This is a genomic window from Acinetobacter septicus (assembly GCF_019355975.1).
Classification (GTDB): Bacteria; Pseudomonadota; Gammaproteobacteria; order Pseudomonadales; family Moraxellaceae; genus Acinetobacter; species Acinetobacter ursingii.
On record NZ_CP079898.1, the window covers coordinates 2,823,405 to 2,843,234 of the forward strand.

General features: G+C 40.1%; 16 protein-coding genes and 6 tRNA genes. 13 read left to right on the forward strand and 9 right to left on the reverse strand.

The annotated features are described in order from the left end of the window. Window positions 1–162: 162 nt before the first annotated feature. Window positions 163–1,212, forward strand: coding sequence for an outer membrane protein Omp38 (omp38, locus tag I6L31_RS13380; RefSeq protein WP_004995788.1), 1,050 nt, complete (start codon window positions 163–165; stop codon window positions 1,210–1,212). Between the two features lie 106 nt (window positions 1,213–1,318). Here omp38 and dapE read toward each other — a convergent pair whose 3' ends face one another. From dapE to I6L31_RS13395, 3 genes are all read right to left on the reverse strand, one after another. Then, window positions 1,319–2,452, reverse strand: coding sequence for a succinyl-diaminopimelate desuccinylase (dapE, locus tag I6L31_RS13385; protein WP_005002711.1), 1,134 nt, complete (start codon window positions 2,450–2,452; stop codon window positions 1,319–1,321). Window positions 2,453–2,571: 119 nt separating this feature from the next. After that, complete coding sequence (locus I6L31_RS13390) at window positions 2,572–2,715, reverse strand: entericidin A/B family lipoprotein (protein WP_161798683.1); 144 nt, start codon at window positions 2,713–2,715, stop codon at window positions 2,572–2,574. A gap of 128 nt (window positions 2,716–2,843) precedes the next feature. Next, window positions 2,844–3,698 carry a DUF1853 family protein gene (locus I6L31_RS13395; RefSeq protein ID WP_005002714.1) on the reverse strand — a complete coding sequence of 285 codons (855 nt, stop codon included), beginning with the start codon at window positions 3,696–3,698 and terminating at the stop codon, window positions 2,844–2,846. Between the two features lie 91 nt (window positions 3,699–3,789). Here I6L31_RS13395 and I6L31_RS13400 point away from each other — a divergent pair, with 91 nt between their 5' ends. From I6L31_RS13400 to I6L31_RS13440, 9 genes are all read left to right on the forward strand, one after another. After that, entirely contained in the window at window positions 3,790–4,149 is a 360-nt protein-coding gene (locus I6L31_RS13400) for a YbaN family protein (protein ID WP_004991198.1), read from the forward strand. Between the two features lie 289 nt (window positions 4,150–4,438). Continuing rightward, a complete protein-coding gene (gene elsL, locus I6L31_RS13405) occupies window positions 4,439–4,990 on the forward strand; it encodes a cell wall-recycling L,D-carboxypeptidase ElsL (RefSeq protein ID WP_004991195.1) in 552 nt (183 codons plus the stop codon). 187 nt (window positions 4,991–5,177) lie between these two features. After that, a tRNA-Val gene (locus tag I6L31_RS13410) sits at window positions 5,178–5,253 on the forward strand. Window positions 5,254–5,276: 23 nt separating this feature from the next. Further along, window positions 5,277–5,353 (forward strand) — tRNA-Asp (locus I6L31_RS13415). Window positions 5,354–5,398: 45 nt separating this feature from the next. Beyond that, a tRNA-Asp gene (locus I6L31_RS13420) sits at window positions 5,399–5,475 on the forward strand. 20 nt (window positions 5,476–5,495) lie between these two features. Continuing rightward, window positions 5,496–5,571 (forward strand) — tRNA-Val (locus I6L31_RS13425). A 38-nt stretch (window positions 5,572–5,609) separates the two neighbouring features. After that, a tRNA-Asp gene (locus tag I6L31_RS13430) sits at window positions 5,610–5,686 on the forward strand. 111 nt (window positions 5,687–5,797) lie between these two features. Beyond that, window positions 5,798–5,873, forward strand: a tRNA-Val gene (locus I6L31_RS13435). 74 nt (window positions 5,874–5,947) lie between these two features. Further along, complete coding sequence (locus tag I6L31_RS13440) at window positions 5,948–6,406, forward strand: DUF2750 domain-containing protein (RefSeq protein WP_004991193.1); 459 nt, start codon at window positions 5,948–5,950, stop codon at window positions 6,404–6,406. Between the two features lies 1 nt (window position 6,407). Here I6L31_RS13440 and I6L31_RS13445 read toward each other — a convergent pair whose 3' ends face one another. From I6L31_RS13445 to yccS, 4 genes are all read right to left on the reverse strand, one after another. Further along, window positions 6,408–7,193: a YdcF family protein gene (locus tag I6L31_RS13445; protein WP_005002718.1), complete on the reverse strand. Its 786-nt coding sequence runs from the start codon at window positions 7,191–7,193 to the stop codon at window positions 6,408–6,410. Window positions 7,194–7,332: 139 nt separating this feature from the next. Continuing rightward, the gene (locus I6L31_RS13450) at window positions 7,333–9,993 is read right to left on the reverse strand and encodes a PepSY domain-containing protein (protein ID WP_005002719.1); all 2,661 of its coding nucleotides are present in this window, start codon (window positions 9,991–9,993) and stop codon (window positions 7,333–7,335) included. A gap of 156 nt (window positions 9,994–10,149) precedes the next feature. Further along, entirely contained in the window at window positions 10,150–10,710 is a 561-nt protein-coding gene (locus I6L31_RS13455) for a YcxB family protein (RefSeq protein WP_004991187.1), read from the reverse strand. 85 nt (window positions 10,711–10,795) lie between these two features. Continuing rightward, complete coding sequence (gene yccS, locus I6L31_RS13460) at window positions 10,796–12,970, reverse strand: YccS family putative transporter (protein WP_080632314.1); 2,175 nt, start codon at window positions 12,968–12,970, stop codon at window positions 10,796–10,798. Window positions 12,971–13,119: 149 nt separating this feature from the next. Here yccS and I6L31_RS13465 point away from each other — a divergent pair, with 149 nt between their 5' ends. Then, on the forward strand, window positions 13,120–14,340 hold the full coding sequence (locus tag I6L31_RS13465; protein ID WP_005002726.1) for a multidrug effflux MFS transporter: 1,221 nt from the start codon (window positions 13,120–13,122) through the stop codon (window positions 14,338–14,340). Between the two features lie 48 nt (window positions 14,341–14,388). Here I6L31_RS13465 and I6L31_RS13470 read toward each other — a convergent pair whose 3' ends face one another. Together I6L31_RS13470 and I6L31_RS13475 are read right to left on the reverse strand one after the other, a co-directional pair. Then, window positions 14,389–15,096: a nitroreductase gene (locus I6L31_RS13470; protein WP_005002728.1), complete on the reverse strand. Its 708-nt coding sequence runs from the start codon at window positions 15,094–15,096 to the stop codon at window positions 14,389–14,391. Between the two features lie 662 nt (window positions 15,097–15,758). Beyond that, window positions 15,759–16,891, reverse strand: a protein-coding gene (locus tag I6L31_RS13475) for an IS3 family transposase (RefSeq protein ID WP_223235881.1) whose coding sequence is annotated in 2 segments (ribosomal slippage) — window positions 15,759–16,639 and window positions 16,639–16,891 — 1,134 coding nt in all. Because the reading frame shifts where the segments join, the coding sequence is not laid out codon by codon here. Between the two features lie 91 nt (window positions 16,892–16,982). Between I6L31_RS13475 and I6L31_RS13480 the strand changes: the two genes are divergently transcribed. After that, window positions 16,983–18,290, forward strand: coding sequence for a DcaP family trimeric outer membrane transporter (locus tag I6L31_RS13480; RefSeq protein ID WP_151813835.1), 1,308 nt, complete (start codon window positions 16,983–16,985; stop codon window positions 18,288–18,290). Window positions 18,291–18,592: 302 nt separating this feature from the next. Continuing rightward, complete coding sequence (gene gltS / locus I6L31_RS13485; RefSeq protein ID WP_004991174.1) at window positions 18,593–19,828, forward strand: sodium/glutamate symporter; 1,236 nt, start codon at window positions 18,593–18,595, stop codon at window positions 19,826–19,828. Window positions 19,829–19,830 lie beyond the last annotated feature (2 nt).

Here is a 19,830-nt window from a genome sequence, read left to right on the forward strand (position 1 = left end):
ATTAAAGTTATCAAGCACTTGGAAATCAGTTTAAGTGTTTGTATGATTCAACGTGAGTAGCTTAAAAATAATACTGGGGTATATAAAAAGTTATCTCAGGGCCATAAAAATTTTAGGCTGAGCTTGAACAACAAACAATTTGTTTATCTCTGGAGGATATCCATGAAATTGAGTCGTATTGCACTTGCTACTATGCTTGCTGCTGTTCCATTCGCTGCTGTAAATGCTGGCGTTACCGTAACTCCTTTATTGCTTGGTTATACATTCCAAGACACGGAGCACAACAACAACAAGCTAACTAACGGACCAGAGCTTCAAGACGATTTATTCGTTGGTGCGGCACTGGGTGTTGAATTAACGCCTTGGTTAGGTTTCGAAGCTGAATATAACCAAGTAAAAGGTGATGTAGACGGTTCTATCGCTGGTGCTGAATACAAACAAAAACAAATCAATGGTAACTTTTATGTAACTTCTGATTTGATCACCAAAAACTATGACAGCAAAATCAAACCTTATGTGTTGTTAGGTGCTGGTCATTACAAATATGAATTTGATGATGGCGTATACCGTGGTGCTCCATGGAAAGGCAATAGCGAAGAAGGTACTTTAGGTAATGCTGGTGTTGGTGCATTCTGGCGCTTAAACGATGCATTGTCACTTCGTACTGAAGCTCGTGGTACATATAACTTTGATGAACAATTCTGGAACTATACTGCACTTGCAGGTTTGAACGTAGTTCTTGGTGGTCATTTGAAACCAGCTGCTCCAGTTGTTGAAGTTGCTCCAGTTGAGCCAACTCCAGTTCAACCTCAACCACAAGAGTTGACTGAAGACCTTAACATGGAACTTCGTGTGTTCTTTGATACAAACAAATCAAACATCAAAGATCAATATAAACCTGAAATCGCGAAAGTTGCTGAGAAGTTAGTTGAATATCCTAATGCAACTGCACGTATCGATGGTCACACAGATAACACTGGTCCACGTAAGTTGAACGAACGTTTATCATTGGCTCGTGCTAACTCTGTTAAATCAGCTCTTGTAAACGAATACAACATCGATGCATCACGTTTATCTACACAAGGTTTCGCGTGGGATCAACCGATTGCTGACAACAGCACTAAAGAAGGTCGTGCGATGAACCGTCGTGTATTCGCTACAATTACTGGTAGCCGTACTGTCGTAGTTCAACCTGGTCAACAAGCTCAATAATCTGAGTTTTTGATTGCAAAAGAGCAGCTTTAGAGCTGCTCTTTTTTATTGCTATTCTAAATATAAAAAATGCACTCAAAAGTGCATTTATGAGATCAATTTTAGCTTAGGTAAGAAGCTTCGTTAGCATTTCCTCATAGATTTCAGCTAAAGGTTCTAGATCGGCAACATTCACATGCTCATTAATTTGATGGATAGATGCATTTAGTACGCCCAATTCTAAAACTTGTGCGCCAGTAGGGGCGATAAAGCGTCCATCTGAAGTGCCGCCAGTTGTCGATAATTGACTTTTAGTGCCTGTAACTTTTTGAATCGCATGTTTGGCTGCATTGACGAGTTCGCCAACAGGAGTTAAAAAAGGTAATCCTGACAGAGTCCAGTCAATATGATAATCAAGCCCATGTCGATTAAGTAAATCTATAACACGCTGTTTTAAAATCTCGGCTGTAACTTCTGTTGAGTATCTAAAATTAAAGGTTACTTCTAGTGTTCCCGGAACAACATTGGTTGCCCCTGTTCCAGAATGAATGTTGGAGATTTGAAAGGTGGTTGCTGGAAAATATTGATTACCTTCATCCCAAATAGTTTGACATAGTTCATCAATAGCAGCGGCAGCCAAATGAATTGGATTACGTGCCAGATGTGGATAAGCAACATGTCCTTGTTTACCTTTAACCGTTAAAACGCCATTGAGTGAGCCACGGCGTCCATTTTTGATAATATCACCGAGTTGCTGCGTACTAGAAGGTTCACCAACTAAACACCATGTAATCTTTTCTTGGCGCGCTTCTAATGTTTCAATGACTTTTACCGTTCCATTAATAGATGGACCTTCTTCATCTGAGGTAATGAGATAAGCAATTGAACCCTTATGATCTGGATGTTTTTTTACAAAACGTTCCGTCGCGATGATCATGGCAGCCAAGGCCGTTTTCATATCTGCTGCACCACGTCCATACAGCGTTCCATCGCGAATTTCAGGTTGAAATGGAGCTGATTGCCATGCCTGTAAGTCGCCTGTAGGAACTACATCTGTATGTCCTGCAAAACAAAATACGGGATCTTGAGTACCACGACGTGCCCATAAGTTATCAACGTCTTCAAAACGCATATGCTCGATGTTAAAACCCACCTGAGCAAGCCGATCGGCCATAATATTTTGACAATTGTGGTCAATGGGAGTGACAGAAGGCTGACGAAGAAGTTCTAAACTGAGGTCTAAGGTGGCTGAAGAAGTCATAGCAAATTTATAAGCAGTTGAAATAAAACTGGTCGTTATAATAGGCTAATCTGATCTTGATAGATATGTAAAAATAAAAAAACCTTATCAAGAGATAAGGTTTTTTAGAATAGAGATCGTTACATCTTATTCTGTGTTTTTTCGGCAGTTTTAGATACAGCGTCGCCTGCTTTAGACACGTCCTGACCCATACCTTTAAAAGTATTACAACCCGTTAAAACAAAAGCAACCATGACTGATGCAACTAAGATTTTTTTCATCATCTATCTCCACTTTAGATTTAATTCTGATGTACTTAAAAGATTAAAAACTAATCGTAAAAATAAACATGAGTGTTTGATAGTAAATGTGTTAAAAAGTGTTTCAAAAGAGAATTGTTCTTGTAAATAAACTATTTATAGGTCAGTAAGTGTTGTCGATACATATAGTTTTGGATATCAGACTTGGGGTTAAAATATAGGCCATTGGTCCACCAAATAGCCTCATTTGAGGATTGATTAAGGTTGGGACATAACCATTCATGCCGTGTTAATCGATAATAACTTTTTTTGGTTTGATTTCCCCATTGACCTAATCGTCTCTGTGGTTGAATCCAGTCTAAAGATCCTGTGTTATCAAACGAAGCTTCGGGCAAATAAAGCTGTCCTTTGAGCAGAGCATAACGTTTCTGGATAAGATGCTCCTCAACTTGTACAAATTGAAATTGTCGTTGAGTAAAATGATTCATTTTCTTGGATAATGTGTCGTCACGGTTGAGTCCAAACCAACACCCTAAGGAGAGATCTGCTTCACCCAAGTAATATTTTAAAGCAACTTCCCAATGCTCAATGTCGTTCGTATCCTGGTTTAAAACTAAAAAATCCAGTTCGCCTAAAGTTCTTGCCCCTTGTATTTGTTGAATGCTATGACCTAAAAGCTGGTACGGATGATAATCAGCATCTCGTAGCCAGAACCAGAGTAGGTATTCAAAGCGTAAACCTAAACGGGTACTTTTTAGTTGATTTAAAAAATCTAGTAGGGGGGCAGGGGATTGATCAAGTTTATCTAAGCGTGGTTGATACGTTTTAAATTGTTGTTGCCAGAAATTCGCAGTGTGTAGATCAAAATGATAATGAATACTTAGTTCATCTGGAATGCTTTTAATAATATTCGGACTCGCCAAACAAAAAGCCAACTGACGTACACTTGGTTGTTTGAATTGTAGCCATGGTTCAAAATATTCAGATTTGAAAAGAGATGAGGGCATAATCACCTGATGCAATAATTTAAACTCGGAATAAGCAAATACGTGATAAAACTTTTATACTAGGCGCGCGTAAGCAATTTTAGGATTCGGTATGAAAACGTTGTTTTGGCGAAGCCTTGTGCTGATATTTATCACACTTGGGATTATTGGTGCAATTTTGCCTGGTATGCCAACAACGGTCTTTTTAATCCTGGCAGCGTGGGCTGCTTCAAAAGGCTGGCCGCAGATGGATGCATGGTTACTCAACCATCCTAAATATGGCTCGACCTTACGTAATTGGCGTGAACATGGTACGGTTCCACGTAGAGCGAAATGGATTGCCAGCATTATGATGCTCATCAGTGGCATCATAATGTTGTTTACCAATGCACCATTTTGGGTAAAGGTTTTTACTGATAGCATAATGTTGATTGTCGCAGTATGGTTATGGCTCCGTCCTGAGCACCGTTAAAAAAAGCAACGCTTTTTAGGTGCGCAAGGTGAGGGCTATGCCCGAGTGAAATCGTTAAAAAACTTAAAGCACCCCTTTAAGGATTTCTTAGGTGCGCAAGGTGAGGGCTATGCCCGAGTGAAACCGTTAAAAAACTTAAAGCATCGCTTTAAGGCTTTTTAGGTCCGCAAGAAGAGAACTACCTTTGAGTGAAACTGTTAAAAAAACTTAAAGCCTTATTTTGAATTTTTTACTCTATGGGAATTTGCGAAATTTTCTTTTATTTTTAATATTAAATCAGAGAAATACCATGTCTTATACGCTAGAACAAGCCGATATCTTGATTGATTTAGAACAACAGCTTTTATATTTACCTCAACATAATAAGTTATATTTGATTTCCTCTGGTAAAAATGGAATTGGCGAACAGGAAAATTCGGGCAAAACACCTCGTGGCTGGCACCGAATTGCTGAAAAGTTTGGTGAACATTTGCCTATCAATACTGTTTTTATCGCGCGGCAGCCGACAGGTGAAATTTATTCCCCATCATTGGCAGTACAGAATCCGCAACGAGACTGGATTTTATCTAGAATCCTTTGGTTAGATGGTCTTGAACTAGGCTTCAATCAGGGGCAAGGTTGCGATAGTAAACAACGCTATATTTATATTCATGGAACACCTGACACTGAACCAATGGGAATACCTGTTTCACATGGTTGTATTCGGATGCGTAATCAAGATGTGGTTGAGGTATTCGATTTGGTCCAACAAGGTGCATTGGTTTATTTATCTGAAACAAAAATTGAATCATTTAATCCTGTACAGGCAAATTTGAGCTCCGAAAAAACATTTTCAATTTAAGATTGAATGATTTCTAAAGTTAAAAAAGAAAGTTGATGTTTAAATAAGACACAGAATTTTCAGGTTTTTCTATCGAATGACTTATTTTTTAATCATTCACACTGGATTTTAAGAAAAGAAAAGCAAAAGCGTTTGACACGCTGCTTAGATTCTCTATAATGCACCTCACAAACGATAAAGACGTTAAGGGCGCTTAGCTCAGTTGGTAGAGCGTCTGCCTTACAAGCAGAATGTCGGCGGTTCGATCCCGTCAGCGCCCACCAAGCCTTTACGTTAAGACTTCAGTGCAGCGGTAGTTCAGTTGGTTAGAATACCGGCCTGTCACGCCGGGGGTCGCGGGTTCGAGCCCCGTCCGCTGCGCCACTTAAGTTTTAATATCGTTTGCCACAATAGTGACTTTGTGAAAGTGCAGCGGTAGTTCAGTTGGTTAGAATACCGGCCTGTCACGCCGGGGGTCGCGGGTTCGAGCCCCGTCCGCTGCGCCACTTTTTACAAACACTTTTGAGGGCGCTTAGCTCAGTTGGTAGAGCGTCTGCCTTACAAGCAGAATGTCGGCGGTTCGATCCCGTCAGCGCCCACCATATATGTGACTTATACTTTTTTTTAAAAAGTATTATGTGCAGCGGTAGTTCAGTTGGTTAGAATACCGGCCTGTCACGCCGGGGGTCGCGGGTTCGAGCCCCGTCCGCTGCGCCACTTTATATAAAGTATGTAAATACTTACCTCTCTGATACAAGATGCTTTTAGAAAAATCATAGATTTTTCTCTTAGGCTCAGACAAAGCTTCGCTTTGTTTGTCTTCGCTCAGGGCGCTTAGCTCAGTTGGTAGAGCGTCTGCCTTACAAGCAGAATGTCGGCGGTTCGATCCCGTCAGCGCCCACCATATCTCCTTTATCTTGCTTTTTTTCTACGTTTTTCCTAAGCTTTAGCTTTATTCTGCTTCATTATTATTACAATATGCGAAATCCCTATCAACGTCATTCATTGGGTCAGTCTCATTCTTCATTAAGTCCCAAAGATTTATATAAACAATTCATTGAAACAATGCTGATGCAGAAGCATGTCATCGGTTTATATGATGAGGGTTGGGCATTATGTTCTACTCCAACAGGTCAGCAGGCATTTGCAATGTGGCAAAGTAAAAATTTAGCCCAGTTATTACAAAAAGGAAGTTGGCAAAATTACCAGATTCAAGAAATTTCGCTTTCAACTTTAGTGCAAAAACTGATTCCCTATTTACGTGAGCAACGTACTTTATTTTCTTTAAATTTGACACCAGAAGGGCAGAATTTACTGGTCAATCCTGAAAATCTGCTCGCGGATATTAGGCGCTGTCTTTATCAGCTTTATATGCAAAAGCCAGAGGCCTTTGCTGATTTACAATTAGCTTTACCCCGTTCCATTCGGTTGAATTAGTTTAGTATTCATGGAGTATCCACCCGCTCAGATAAGCAAAATATTCTCTTAACCATGCGTTATAGCGAATGAGTAGCGGAGTTGGCGCAGCAACCATATATACATCTGAGTAACCCTGTTTTTGAGCGATGGCTTTGGCGCGAACGGTATGAAAGTCGCTGATCACAATGGCGATAGGATCATTCAACTGAATCTGGTGTTGTTTTAAAATTAGCTGACTATTTTTTAAATTGAGTTCGGTGCTGGTACTTTGAGTTTCAAGCGCCATTTGCTGGGATGGCAGGGCATAATGTTGCTGTAAATACTTTGCCATAATGGCTGCTTCGGTTTGAGTTTCTCCAAAATCTAATCCTCCAGTTAGGATCACCAGCGCGTGTGGTTGGCTCTGGGCAATTGGAGCAGCGATGTCTAATCGTTTGGCTAAGGCTGCTGAAGGTTGTCCATTTTCGATACCACTACCCAGTACAATAATGGATTTTACCGCGGGAATAGAGGGGCTATGTTGAATTTGTACCGTCAAGAAAATAAAGAATGCAAACAGTGTCATTAACCAGACAATGAAGATTCCCCAGCCAAATCGCCAAAGTTTTTTAAATTTCAGATGTCGATTTAGCCATGTTTGGATTTGAACGTTGAAGACCGCATATATGCAGAAAATGAGTCCAATGAATAGAGGTAATATCACCCCCAAATGGATTTTTCGATAAGATAAAAGCAATATCGCATCTATACATAAAATTAAACCGACAATGAATAAGCTGAGACGCATTAAAAAAGGAGCAGACATATCAAATGTTCTTATCAAAGGTAAGTTATACAATAAAAACCAACTGTAGCAATTTCATTGAGTCGAGTCGAATAAAAAGGGATATTCCTATATTTTGGAATATCCCTTGTTCATTGATTTTAAGGATTTGCAAAATTGCTTAGTAAACGTCTCTACGATAACGCCCATTTAAACGTAATTCATCGACTTGAGCCTCACCTAGAATATCGTTGAGTGCTTGATCTACACCGCTCGCCATTCCCTCAATGCTACCGCAAACATAAATTACTGCATCACGATCAATCCATGCTTTCAATTCATCGGCTTGTTGTCTTAAGATGTCCTGCACATAGACGCGTTGTTCCTGATCACGTGAAAAGGCTAAATCCAGTCGTTTGAGCATGCCCATGTTGTGCCATGCTTCAATGGTTGTTTGATAGAAAAAATCGCAACGACGTTGTCTTTCACCAAATATTAACCAGTTTTCTGAATAATCCTGACGAGTACGTGCATGTAATAAACTCATTAACCCTGCGATACCTGTACCATTCCCAATGCAAATCATTGGGCGATTATCATCAATTAAATGGAAAGATTCGTTGGTACGAATACGAAGGGCGATTGTGTCATTGACTTGAGTATGCTCGGTCAGCCAACCAGAACCCAGTCCAAGTTGACCGTTTTGATCAAGCTGTTGACGAACCGTAAGCCTTAAAAATAACTGGGTTGGAATACTGGCAATCGAGTATTCACGTGTTGGCAATGTGGGAAGTTGTTCGAGTAAATGTTCCATATTGGCAAAAGGTTCAACTTCTACCGTCAGGTCTTTATCCCAAAGTGCTTGTTGAATAGAAATAGATAAAGAATCGACCAATGTATCAGGATGGACTTGATGCTTTTGTAAGAACTGTTCAATACGAGCGGCACTGTTGCCAGGTTGAATCTCGGCAATGTCACCCGCTTGCCAATGCACTTCATGTTTGGGCGTAAGCTCAAGGTTATAGGCAGGCGCACCCAGACTGTCTGGGTTGAGTTGAGTGCGTTTATCCAGTACCCATGTATCAAATGTTTTTTCAATACTCATCGATTGAAGTTCTAATTGACTTGCTTTGGCTAAAGCTTGATTCCAGCGTTGTACATCTTCATTGTTGGCATTGTTGACTTCAATCAAATCAAATAATGCATGTGCACCACACTGTTTTAACCAGTCATTGACGCGATGTCCAAAGCTACAATAAGTATCTGGATATTCATCTGAACCTAAAGCCAATACGGCATAATGCATATGAGTTAAATCCAGATTTGAGCTTAAAAACTTTTTCTCAAAACTACTTGCCAAATCAGGGGCTTCACCTGTGCCGTAGGTACTGACCACAAATAAAATTTGTGGTGCAGTGTTAAGTTCATTTTCGGTCAATTGCTGTATGGGTTTCACCGTCACAGGCTGATGTGCTTCTTGCAGGCTGGTGGCTGTGCGCCATGCGAGTTGCTCGGATACGCCTGTCTGAGAGGCATAGGTAATGAGCCATGGTGTTGCATTTGGATCAATATAATGATCTGCGAGTTGATGACGTGCAGCTTGAGCCAATCGTTTCTGTTTGCGACGTTTCAGATAAAGCATCCAACCGGTCACAAAAAATAAAGGCATTGCCAATGAAGCCAATAGGGCAAAAAATTGATAAATAGGTCCAAAGAAACTACCACGATGCACAGGTAACATGCTGCTCATGATTTTTTCATTTAGCGTTTTATCTTCATAAAGTTCAAGTTTTTCAATTTTATGGGTTTGATAGTTATATGTTGCGCTATTACGAGCGCGTTCATGTTGTGCAACTGGATCGACAAAACTCAGTTCAATTGAACCATCTGCTTTCTTCGGTAAGTTAATGGTTAAGGTTGAATAATCACGACCAATTTTTTGGTTAAACTCAGTCCACGTCTGGTTCAATGCTTGCTGGATTTGAACAGGGGATAACGCTGATTGCTCTCGATCTGTTGATCTATCGCCAGTTTTGGGGTGATTCATTTGACGATGATTTTGTTGCATTGTCTGAGCTTTGTCATTTGCAGACTGTGGTCGACCATTTTGTTCTTGATTATGTGGAGTGCCCGTACGTTCTCGACCACCTTGCTGTATTTGCGGTTTAGGCTGTTCGACCCCCATAACTTTAAACATGCCACTGCGCCACCAGTCATATGACCAATATAGCCCAGTACATGCCAAAATCAGATAAAACACCACCACCCACGTTCCGACGACTGCGTGTAAATCCCAAATAAAATTGCGGCCTTTGAGTTTTGGTTTTACAAAGAGCCATTGGCGCAGAGAATGCTTTTTTGGCCAACGCAGATACAAACCACTCAAGACAAAGAAAATGAGCATCAGGGTACATGCACCAGTAATCTGTTTACCTACAGGACCAAAGGTGAGCGTACGATGAAGCTGTTGTACAAACTGAAAAAAACCGCGACCTTTAATTTCAGGGAGTACTTGAGCGGTATAAGGATTGACCATCATGTTATAACCACGACGTTCACCTTCTTTGGCAATATTCACCGTCGATGATGCCGTTGGATCTTTTGCGATGGTAATGCTATTGATTTTTATGTCGGGATCTTGCGTTGAAAAATGCTCATAAAGCTGAACAGGTGTAAGCTTAGGTTGCGCTTGGGCTTGCACCACGTAGCTGTCTTGATTGATCCATTCTAAAATTTGTTGCTCGTAGGAGTAGATTGCTCCTGTGACTCCCATTAAAGAAAGAATCAGCCCCGCTGTAATCCCTAAAAACCAGTGAATCTGGAAAAACGTTTTTTTAAACATGATGATAGAAGATGTTTTAAGCAAAGAAATTTGATTAATTATAACCAAACATTGAGAAGATAATATGGATTTTGTAGGTAATATTAATTTTCATTATCATTTATAAATAAAATGTAAAAAAACCTCCATGAAGGAGGCTTTAATGAAGACTAGACTTTAAATGGTTTTGGGTTCACCGACAGCTTCAGTTAAATGCTTACGAATCGTATTAAACGAAAAGTTTTTTGAATCCATCCGTTTCGGTAAAATATACGCCCCTTGTTGGCCTTTGACCTTGAAATTCATCAAGATAAAATCAGGTGTATTGTACCATTCATAAATGTCTTTCCAGCCAATCGTGCCTACGCCTTCTTGTGCACCCATTTGCTGACGCATGACAATCCCATGCGGTTGTACACCTAAACGAATTCCTTTAATTTCCTGAACAGGAAACTCGTTCATCTTACGTTTTACATACCATTCAAGACCGTATTTACGGATTAAAAAGTAGAGCACCACGCAGACAATGGCGACCCAACAAAAGATTGTGGAATAATTTTTGAGTAAGACAATACCAGCAAGTGATAATGCAACCACCACAGCCATAATGATCCATGCTTTGGTGCTAATTTTATTAGTACTACGCCACATCATCAGTTGAACATTGCGTTGTTCTGCTTCAGAAACTTCGTAGATAACAGGCTGTAATGTATAAGCGTATAAAGATTTCGCGGTCATAGTGCAAATTGTGAATTTCAAACTGATTGGAGTTTAGCATTAATTTAGCCAATCTCGTGAATATATTCTGCCATTTTAAGGGGAATTATAATGACCCTAATTCGGTGGCATCATTATCCCGATCATGGCTCAGACTTTGTTTCAGCCGACTGAGCTGATTCAAAATACTGAGCATAAGTGACAACTGTTGCAAAATAATTAAAGAAGTTTGATCTTCCTGACTATTTTGTTTGAGGCGCTGGCGAATGGTTTGCAACATATTTTGTGAGCTTAAATCTGGAACTTCATCGCGTAAAAGGGCGCCCTGAATATCATCTAGTGCTTGATCGAGTAATTTTAAAATATCTTGATCCTGACTTTGTTCACGATGCGCACCTAACGCAGCAATATAGCTCAGGAAAGTATGATTCAAACATAAAAACTCAAAAGCCAGTGTTTTTTGATAAGGATCAAAATCAGGTTCAGTGGCCAGAGTAGAAATGAGAGAGGCAACTTCTGCATCGGTATTATGTGCTGCGCGACGTGCCACTCGATAATTCAAACCATGATCACGCCCTTCATGATACTGGCGCACCACATCTTTTAAATAATTACACTGGGCCTGTAAAGAGCGCTGAATGGTACGAGGCAAGCGTCGAAACTTCCAGTCTGGCCAGATAAAGCTCACTCCAAACCATGCCAAAGCACAGCCAATTAAAGTATCGATCAGTCGAGGGATACCCGCAGAAAAACCTGAACTGTCCAGATTAAAATTGATCAACGCCAAAATCGTAATAAATGCAGTCGCCTGCGCGTACTGCTTACTACGTAGTTCAAAGAATAAGACGCCACTTATCACCAGTAACAGCAACTGCCCTTCGAGTGATGGTACAAAATATAAAATAGCAAGACCGCAAATAATACCGACTAATGTTCCGACTATGCGCAATCTTAATCGTCGTTTAGTCGCATTAAAATTTGGTTGGCTGACAAATAAAGCGGTAAGCAAAATCCAGTAACCATACTTAATCCCCGTGATCTGAACGAAGATATAGGCAATGAGCAGCACAATCGAGAGTCGAATTGCATGTCGAAATAACACCGACTCAGGCGTTAGATTTTGTTTAATGCGGGTAACGATATCACTCCAGCCTTTTAAATCATCATCTTTTAACTGATGTTCAAACTGTTTGCTTTTTTCAAAGCTGATATTGCGTTCTGTTTCTAGGTTACGCAGTTGTGCATCAATCGATTTTAGATTTTGATATAAGGCATACAAAGCATTGACCCAGACCTGATCATAGATCTGTTCTTGCTGTAACTTTTCCAGAGAAAGTTTCAGGTTTTCAAAAGCATGTTTAAAACGTTTGTTATGGATATATGCTTGTCGCTTTAAAATGCTTTGACTTAAATCCTGACAAGCTTTGCCCTGTATTGACAAAATACGCTGGAAGCGGAATAAAATATCACTGTGCTGAAATACTTTAGACAGTTCTTGATAACTGATATGTGCTGAGTCGGCACGTTCATGGATGTCCTGCACCACAAAATAATAATGCAGACTACGGCGAGTATCTTTTTGTCCACGGTCGCCCTTTAGACGGGTCAGCAAGGCGGTTTTGGTATCGTTGAATACACCGATCAATTTGCCATTTTCCAGTGAAAGATCAATCATACTTTGTTGATAGCTTTCCGCTGTCATATCGACATCAAACAAATTTGACTTGGCAAACAGAAAATTTCCAAGCGCCTCATAACATGCACTGAGTTTATCCTGTAAAGGACGTACAGGAAAAAGTAGAAAGCTAATGGTAGAAATCAGACCATACCAAGCTGCCCCAATGACCAGTAAAACGGGTTGCATATACCATTCATCAAAAAGATGTACACCAAGCATGGAATAAACAGAAACCACCAGACAACCATAGGCGATAGTGGCGTAACGCCGTCCCAACGAACCGAGTAAAATCCAGCCGATACATGAAGCGATTAGCCCAATGGCAAACAAAAATGGATAGGGAAAAAGTAATTGAACCGAAGCCGCCGTAATAAAAAATCCAACCGCGGTATAGACCAAATTCATGATGCGCACAGAAAAGCGGTCATCAATATCACTTAAACCAGCGGCGACCACGCCTAAAGTTAAAGGAATGGTGGCAAGCTGAAAATTTAGGAAATAGGGAACAAATGCTGTACCTGTAAATGCAATTAACATGCGCAGGTTGTACATTAATGTCGTATTATAAGTGGCTCTTCTGACATGCGCGAATAAGGGTTTCAACCTGAATCCTTTGTGACAAATGTAACATGAGCTTAACCTTAGCCAAGCCTCACAAATTACGTTTGGAAAATACTCGTTCTATAGTCTGAATCATACTATGGACAGTGTTCCTTGTCTTTAAACCCACTATTTAAAATTGAAATGTAGATATGTCTGAAAATAGATCACGACAGCAATATTCATCTGCCTGGATCATGCTACTGGCCTTATTGACCGCATTGGGACCGTTATCCATTGACATGTATTTGCCCGCTTTGCCACAAATGGCAAAGGATTTTGGGGTCAGTACCCAAATGATGGCCAATACATTGCCTGCGTATTTTTTTGGTTTAGCAATTGGTCAGTTACTTTATGGCCCGATTAGTGATCGGATTGGGCGTAAAAAACCGCTTTATGTGGGGTTGAGTTTATATGCCATCGCGAGTCTGCTGTGTATCTTTGCCAGTAGCGAATGGAGTTTAATCGCTTTGCGCGTGGTTCAGGCATTGGGTGGTTGCGTTGGTGTTGTGATTGCTCGTGCCGCAATCCGAGATCGATTGGATGTACAAGGTTCTGCTCAGGCATTTTCCAGTATGATGATAGTGATGGGGATTGCACCGATTGCAGCACCGACACTTGGCGCATGGATTTTATATTTCTTTAACTGGCATGCGGTATTTATTTCTCTTTCAATAGTGGGATGTATCTGTTTGATCTGTGTACATTTCTTTTTTAAAGAAACATTGCAACCTGCGCGTCGTCTCAAGCTAAGTTTCAATCAAATATTGACTTTGTATGCGGCTATTCTCAAAGATAAAAGTTTTCGCTTACCGATGTTGGCCGGCTGCTTAACAGGCGGTGCATTATTTAGTTATATCAGTTCAGCCTCACCTGTTTTTATGGATATGTATGGTCTGAACCAGCAACAATTTGCTTATGCTTTTGGCTTTAATGCGATGGGAATTATTATCCTCTCATCAATCAATAAACGTTTAGTCACTAGACTGAGTACGATTCAGCGACTCAAACTGGGCGGAACAATTCAGTTTACAGGGGCAGTGATCGTGCTGCTAAGTGGTTTGTTGCCACATGCATCATTAGCAATAGTGATGGTTGGCTTATTTTTTACAGTATCTGGTTTGGGTTTTACTGGACCCAATGCGATGGCCTTGGCCATGTCAGAACAGGGTGCTCGCGCAGGAACAGCCAGTGCCATTATGGGCAGTATGCAGTTTGCAGTGGGGTTGTTTGGTGGATTAATGTTGAATTTACTGATTTGGAATCCTCTGCTTAATATGGGCGTGATGATGGTCATCTTTACGGGGGCGGGCGTCTGGGCGATTACCAAGATTGCAGCAGAGATGCGTCATAAACAAATTCGATCATCCTGAGATTAAAAAATAGACCTGTTATCAGGTCTATTTTTAATTCAAAATGCTTTATTCGCTCAGAAATACTGTAAATTTTTCAACAGGTTCACGTGGGGTAATAAACGTATTCACAATCTCATCAGGATTAGCGTAACCCAGTGCAACGGTACAAACTAATTCTTCATCATCAGATGCTCCGAGTACCTCTAATACGATCGGATGGAAATGATTCCATGCGGCTTGTGGACAGGTATCAAGTCCACGAGCTTTGGCTGCGACCATGACATTTTGAATCATCATCGAAATGTCCATTTTTGACCCAATGCCCATCGCTTTGTTTACAGTAAAATATAATCCAACAGGCGCATCAAATAACTGGTAATTACGTAATTGTTGTGCTGCCATTTTTTCCTTTTCGCCTTTTTGGATATTTAATAATCCGTAAAGCCCCCAACCATTTTCACGGCGACGGTCAATAAATGGCGAAATCCATTTTTCTGGATAGTAGGGAAAGGTTTCCTGATATTCTGCGGCTTTTTCAGGATGCTTATAAATCTCAAGCTGAGCTTTACAGACCCGATCGACCATTTCGTCACGTTTTTTATCTGTAACGACATAGACTTTCCATGGCTGAGTATTGGTCCCTGAAGGCGCACGGCAAGCGACTTCTAAAATATCTTTGATGATTTGAGCGTCAACAGGTGTTGATAGAAAAGCGCGAACAGAATGTCTTGAACGAATGGCATCGTCTACGAATTGAACTTGCTCGGGATTCATAGGAGTTCCTTTCTCATTAAGTTATAAAACAGGTGTAGACTATAAAGCATATGCACTCAATCTTTAATCTATTTTCTAGTAATTTGATTATTTGAGAAAAACTCAAATGATGAGGCTGTCTATTGAACCAGTGAGTTCAGTGCGTAGCTCAAATCAAATGACTTTGATCAAAAAATATGATGGTATTTAGCAAAAGAATAAATATGACGTCGTGTATTTTCAAAAAAAATTAATCAATTAGTCTAATATCTTCTACGCTTGTTTATAGACTTAAGGTCGGGATGGTTGTGGCTTATCTCATTGATTATTTTTAAATAAAATTATTTTCCAGATTAGTTTTAAAACAAATCATACAGTTTGTTAGTAGAAAATAAACAAAAAATATCATTTATTTGCATAATCTGCCCCCTTTTTAAATTATGACAAAATCTCCATACTCGGGATGGGAAAAAGGGATGAACAAGATCTCATGGCCCAAGGGATGACAAAGCGGTTCATGATTAACCAATCAATAACAATGAAGGAGCTTCATACATGAGTTTACCCCTCATCAAAAAGCAATTTATTAAGCATGGTCTTGCAGTAGCAACAGCTTCAATTAAGAGGTGGTCCCACATGTTTGAACAACTAAAAGCTTATTTATAAGTGATACTCTGCTCTAGTTAAGCTACCTTATTTTGTTGTGGTAGCTGGTCATAGTAAAACTCATCTGGAGTCATTTTGTCCAGACTCGAATGAGGTCGTTTCAAATTATAAAATTCAAAATATGCGTTTAATTGCTTCTTCGCATCCAAAACATTGCTGTAGGCTTTGAGATACACCTCTTCATATTTAACGCTCCGCCATAATCGTTCAACCATCACATTATCAACCCATCGACCTTTACCATCCATACTGATTTGAATGCCATTTGATTTCAATACATCAATAAATGCATCACTGGTAAACTGACTGCCTTGGTCTGTATTAAATATTTCAGGTCGACCATATTTTTCAATAGCTTCATTTAATGTTTCTATGCAAAATGTAACCTCCATACTAATCGATACTCTATGCGCAAGTACCTTGCGGCTATGCCAATCAATCACAGCACATAAATAAACAAAGCCTTTTGCCATAGGGATATACGTTATATCCGTAGACCACACTTGATTACTGCGCTGAATAGCCAATCCTTTGAGCAGATATGGATATTTGCGGTGAGCTTGATTAGCCTGGCTTAAATTTGGTTTGCAATATAACGCATTAATGCCCATTTTCTTCATTAAAGTACGTGTATGACGTCGTCCTATATGATGTCCTTGACGATTCAACAAATCACGCATCATCCGGCTACCTGCAAAAGGGTATTGCATATGTAACTCATCCATACACCGCATTAGCTTCAGATCTGATGCACTCACAGGTTTTGGGCGATAGTAATAACAACCACGGGAGACTTTCAGCAGCTGAGCTTGCTTAGATACTGAAATCTGAAGTGAGTCATCGATTAACTTTTGTGGTTGAAGCGGCCCAGTTTCTTCAACACACCTTCTAAAAAATCAATTTCTAATGCCTGCTCACCGATTTTTGCATGTAGTTTTTTTAGATCGATGGGTGGTTCTGTTGGAGCTTTTGATTGATCGAAAGCTTGCGAGGAAGCTGAAATCAGTTGATTTTTCCAGTCGATAATTTGGTTTTGATGAACATCAAATTCAGCACTCAATTCAGCAAGTGTTTTTTCTGCTTTAATCGCAGCAAGTGCTACCTTAGCTTTAAAATCATTTGAATGATTTCTTCTTGGTCTACGTGCCATAAAATACTCCATATATTGATGTTTATAACATCATTTGGGGAGCAAAATATCACTTATAAGTGTTGTTCAAATTTCCTGATCCACCTCTATTATGGCGTCTACAGCTTATGCGGGGACAAATGAGCAGCAAGAGATTCAACAATTACGTGCAGAAGTCGCAGAACTTCGCGCATTAATTCAACAACAGGCGGCAACTCAGAAACAAATCGTGGCAGAGCAAAAAGCACGTCCAGTGGTTGTGGCTTCTGCACCTGCGGTGGTCGTGGCACAAGCTCCTGCCGCACCTGCGCCTGCTAATGCAAAACCAGGTTGGTTAACTTTGCCAGATGGACAAACGCAAGTGAAGTTGTATGGAAACGTACGTGTTGATGCAGCCTATGACTTTAAAGGTACAACTGGTGGTATCAATAACAAAACAGGGCAGGTTCCTTTAAACAAAGATAATCCAACTGAGGATTCTTTGAATGTTTCTGCTGCTCCTACACGCATTGGACTTGATATTGCACGTCAAACTGATTTAGGTGAGTTAACAGGTAAAATTGAAGCAGATTTTTGGGGTGATGGCACATCAAACGGTGATGGAAAACTTCGTATCCGTCATGCTTACGCGTCGTTAGGAAAATGGTTGGCAGGTCAGACGACCTCTCCATTTGTTAATACAGATACATCACCTGATCTTATTGACTTCACAGGCCCAATGGGTGGCGGTACTCAACGTAATGTTCAAGTTCGTTATACTCAGCCGATTGATGCAAATCAGAAAGTATTGGTCGCCCTTGAGGGTGGCGATGTAGAAAATGGTAAAACTGCTGGTGGTAGCCGTTTCCCTGCTTTGACCGCACGATATGACATTAAAACCAGTGACTCTAAAGGTCTATTACAAGTTCATGGTTTAGCACATGAAAATCGTGTATCAACCAATGATTCTAATGACGAAGAAAAATGGGGTTGGGGTCTTGGTGTAGGTGGTAAGTATCAATTCACGCCAAAAGATGCCATCATGGCAAACTATTACCATGTCAAAGGCGACTCACGTTATATCCTTTATAGTGGTCAAACTAATACTGCTTATACGACTACTGGAGATGGTAAGACGACTGATTATGATATTCACAATAATGAGTTTGATACGGCTCAAATCGGATATCAACGTAATTGGTCTCCAAAACTACGTTCTGCATTTTCTTTAGCAGGCATGTGGTTTAAAGATGACAATACTTATGCTGAAAATAATCAAAGTTATAACAAGACACTTTACAATGCGATTGCCAACATCATCTACACACCAGTTAAAAACGTAGATCTTGGGGCAGAGTACACTTATGGTCAACGTGAAACATTTGCGGGTGACAAAGGTGATCTTTCTCGTATTAACTTCTTGACCCGTTATAGTTTCTAATGCATTGATCATTCATATTTGATGCTTAGATGAGCATTTAAAAAACCACAGATATACTCTGTGGTTTTTTTATATGTAGAAAATTACATAAAATCATTTCATTAAACACTGTTTCGTTACAAATTCTAAATGTTGATTTAAGCTAAAGTCGGGCAAGCTCTAGCAGATTTAATTTAAATTTCTACATGTCATTTCGTGGTAGAGAACTTTTCAAAGGGCAACATTATCTTCGATATGATCCTTAAAACAGTTAAGTGAGAGGCTTGAGATCCTTACTTAACGGAATATGAACTGGGAAAAATATGGAATTTACGTTCAATGCATTTTATACGCTTATTGCAGCAGTGATTGTGCTGTTATTAGGGCGGTTTTTGGTTAACCATATTGATTTTTTAAAACGCTACAATATTCCTGAACCTGTGGCTGGTGGTTTGGTTGCTGCTATTATTTCTTTAATTGTTCACTCCATCTGGGGATATAGCATTATCTTTAGTAGCGAGTTGCAAACCAGTTTTATGTTGATCTTCTTTGCCTCTATTGGTTTAAGTGCGCATTTTGCCAAGCTTAAAGAGGGCGGGATTGGTCTCATTATATTTTTGATCTGTGTGGCTTCTTTTATTATCGTGCAAGATGTTGTAGGCATGAGTCTGGCAAAATTACTTGGGTTGGATCCCTTAATTGGTCTAATCGCAGGTTCGATCACGTTAACTGGCGGACATGGTACGGCAGGTGCGTGGGGAGAAATTTTAGAAACGCAGCATGGGATTCAAGGAGCTTTAGCACTCGGTATGGCAAGTGCTACATTTGGACTGATTATTGGTGGGGTCATTGGTGGGCCATTAGCAAAGCTATTAATTAACCGTTATCAGCTTTCTTATGCCAAAACAGATGCTGAAATCAAGGATCGTGATACCCATTTAGATGCGCACCCAGAAGATTTAGCACCATTTGAAAATCCGCATCAGGTTCGTCTAATTACCGCAGATAACGCCATTACTACTTTAGGGATGTTTGCTGCCTGTTTAGCTTTTGCTGAGTTTATGACAGGTTATAGCAAAGGGACATGGTTTGAGTTACCGACCTTTGTTTGGGCATTAGGCGGTGGTGTGATCCTCAGAAATGTATTGGAAAGTGCATTTCGAGTCGATATTTTTGACCGCGCCATTGATGTGTTTGGAAACTCATCGTTATCGCTTTATCTGGCGATGGCATTGTTATCTTTAAAGTTGTGGCAATTGGCAGATTTGGCTGGTCCACTGGTGATTATCCTTGCCGCGCAAACACTCACCATGGCTTTATATGCAGCGTTTGTGACCTTTAGAGTGATGGGTAAAAATTATGATGCAGCAGTACTTGCTGCGGGTCATTGTGGTTTTGGTATGGGTGCAACACCAACAGCCGTTGCCAACATGCAAGCCATTACCAATATGTATGGTCCATCGCATAAAGCCTTTTTAATTGTGCCTTTGTGTGGTGCCTTTTTTGTCGATTTGATTAATGCGACTGTCATTCAAGTAATTCTTAAGTTTTTTGTGTAAAA